Here is a 2,737-nt window from a genome sequence, read left to right as displayed (position 1 = left end):
CCGCCGCCCCGGCGCGCACCCCTCCGCCATTTGGTCCAGACCGGTTGTGACCTGCTGCTAGCGTCGGCACTGTTCTCGGACCGAAAGGGGACAAGGTGGCAGACAGCGGCCAACGCGGACAGGTGCCCCGCCGGGCGTTCATCGGCTCGTACACGGCGGCCGGCGGTCCCGGTCTGGTGACCGCCGAGGTCCGGCCCGACGACGGCGCCCTGATCCGCACCGGCGGTCTCGGCGCCGTGCCCGACCCGTCGTACCTCGCTCTGTCTCCCGCCGGGGACATGCTCTACGCGGTCAGCGAGACTGCCGAGGGCGCGGTCGCCGCCTACCGGGTGCGCGGGGACAAGCTGGAGCCCGCCGGGCCGCCCGTGCCGGTGGACGGCAGCGGGCCCACGCACCTCGGCCTGCACGCCGGTCATCTGCTCACGGCCAACTACGGCAGCGGCACCGTCACCGCCGTCCCCGTACGCTCCGACGGCAGCCTCGCGCCCGCGCCCTCCGGGCAGCTCCAGCACACCGGATCGGGCCCGCACGACCGCCGCCAGCGCGGCCCGCACCCCCACCAGGTGCAGGCCGACCCCGAGGGGCGCTGGGCCGTCAGCGTGGACCTCGGCAGCGACTCGGTGCGGGTGTGCGCCCTGGAGGCGGGCGTGCCCGTGCTGCACCGCGAGATCGCCCTGCGGCCCGGCTCCGGACCCCGCCACCTGGTCTTCCACCCCGACGGCGCGCACGCCTACGTCGTCAACGAACTCACCCCCACCGTCACCGTCTGCCGCTGGGACTCCGGCGCGGGCTCCCTGCGGCCGCTCACCGAGGTCCCCGTCCTGCCCGGCGCCCCGGCCGGGGACGCCTACCCCTCCGGCATCGTGGTCGCGCCCGACGGCCGCTTCGTGTGGACCGCGACCCGCGGCGAGGACGTCCTGTCCGCCTTCCGCGTCGAGGGCGACGGCCTCAGACCGCTCGGCACCGTCCCCAGCGGCGGCCACTGGCCGCGCGCCCTGGCCGAGCACGACGGCCGTCTCTACGCCGCCAACGAACGCTCCGGCGGCGTGACCTGGTTCACCGTGGACGCGAAGACCGGCCTGCCGCGCTACGACGGCTCCCTGGAGGTCCCCGCCGCCTCCTGCGTGATCTTCGACTGAACGGCCCGGAGAACCCCGCTCAGGCACGCGGAAGGGCCTGCTCAGACGCGCGGGAGGACCTGGCTCGGGTACGCGGGAGGGCCTGCTCGGGCATGCGAAAGGGGCCCGCCCCGGTCTCCCGGTGCGGGCCCCTCATGTCGTACGGGTGTCGTGCCGCGTCAGCGGACCGGCGCGCCCTGCGGCTGCTCCGGGGCGATGCCCAGCGCCGTCGTGTACTTGGCGAGCGCGAGCTTGCCGATCGCCGGATAGGCGCCCAGCGCCTCCGAGGTGGCGCAGTCCACCTCCTCGGCGGCCGCCGTGAGCAGCGACGTGTCGATCTCCGGACCGATCAGGTACGGCGCGAGGGCCAGCTGCTGCGAGCCGGACGCGCGCAGCTGCTCGGCCACGGAGGCGATCGAGCCCTCCTGGTCCAGCGCCGCCGCGATCACCGGCACAGCCAGGCGCGCGGCGAGCAGCATGCCGGTGATACCGGCCGCCTGCACGGCTTCCTCGCCGCCCACGGAGGCCAGGATGATGCCGTCGGCCGCGGTCGCCACGGTGAACAGACGGGCACGGTCCGCACGGGCCAGGCCCGCCTCGGAGAGCCGCACGTGCAGGCCCTCGGCGAGCAGCGGGTGCGGGCCGAGCACATCGGTCAGCTCGGCGGCGACGCGGCTGTCCATCATCGCCTGGCGGATCTGACGCAGCAGGGCGCCGTCGGGGCCGGCCAGCAGCGGGACGACCGCGGCGACCGGGCCCTCCGGCTTCTTCGGGTCACTTCCGGCGGCGAGGGCCTGCTCGTAGCGGGCGGTGCGCTCCTCGGCGGTCCGTGCCAGCACGGACTTGAGGGTCGGGAAGTCCGCGTCGTCCCCGTCCAGGTAGCCGATCCTGGCATCCAGGCCGGGCAGCTCGGAGCGGGCGATGCTCACGACCTCCTCGGCGAGGCTGCGCGTGGCGGCGCTGGGCGCGCCGGGCACGGCGAGGACGAACGCGGGCGCGTCCTCGGGAGCCACCAGCGGTTCCGGACGACGGTGACGTCCTGGCTGGCGGGGTCGCGGCATTCGTACTGGGAGGCCGGACTCGGGTCCAGTGGGGGAGCTCATGGCGCCGCATGTTACTGGTTTCCTGTGCTCCCCTGTTCGGGGAGGGTGCAGGTGAGCGGTATCCGTCCGGTTTTGTCTGATGAGTTGCGCAGGTGGGGCGGCTCTTCCCGCCCCGCACCGGACAGTTGATGATTCGGCGGACTCAATCCGCACTTATGGTGACCACATGGAGCATGGTCGGCGCAATCGGGACATCGCATCGGCCGGCCGCGAGACCCTCCGCGAGCCGGACCGCACCGCGCAGCGGATCGCCCTCGGCCGGTACGGACCTGGCGTGCGGCAGCCGCTTCGCCAACTCCTCGCGCAGGGGCGCCAGTAGAGGTTCGCCGAGGTGGAAGAGGCCACCTGTGAGCGCCACTTCGGGCTCCCCGTCCGCCGGGCACACGGCGGCGGCCGACTCGGCGAGATGCCGGGCCGCCGTACGCAGGATCCCGGCCGCGACCGGATCGTGCGCCGCGCACTCGCCCACGGCGGGCGCGAAGGAGGCGAGCACGGCGGCGCGGTCGGTGCGCGGAT

General features: G+C 74.6%; 2 protein-coding genes and 1 pseudogene. 1 reads left to right on the top strand and 2 read right to left on the bottom strand.

Annotated elements, in window-relative coordinates; translation table 11 throughout:
- Positions 1 to 95: 95 nt before the first annotated feature.
- Positions 96 to 1,139, top strand: a complete 1,044-nt coding sequence (locus tag GTW40_RS02265; protein ID WP_161178458.1) for a lactonase family protein — start codon at positions 96 to 98, stop codon at positions 1,137 to 1,139.
- A 158-nt stretch (positions 1,140 to 1,297) separates the two neighbouring features.
- Here the strand turns inward: GTW40_RS02265 and GTW40_RS02260 are convergent, their stop codons facing one another.
- On the bottom strand, positions 1,298 to 2,221 hold the full coding sequence (locus tag GTW40_RS02260) for a hypothetical protein (RefSeq protein ID WP_202485271.1): 924 nt from the start codon (positions 2,219 to 2,221) through the stop codon (positions 1,298 to 1,300).
- 142 nt (positions 2,222 to 2,363) lie between these two features.
- Positions 2,364 to 2,737 (bottom strand): annotated as a pseudogene (locus GTW40_RS02255) (ATPase); the annotation flags it as partial.

Source organism: Streptomyces sp. SID4985, assembly GCF_009863025.1.
Taxonomy (GTDB): domain Bacteria; phylum Actinomycetota; class Actinomycetes; order Streptomycetales; family Streptomycetaceae; genus Streptomyces.
Note: the sequence above shows the minus strand (reverse complement) of the source record. Positions and strands in the feature narration are given on the sequence as shown.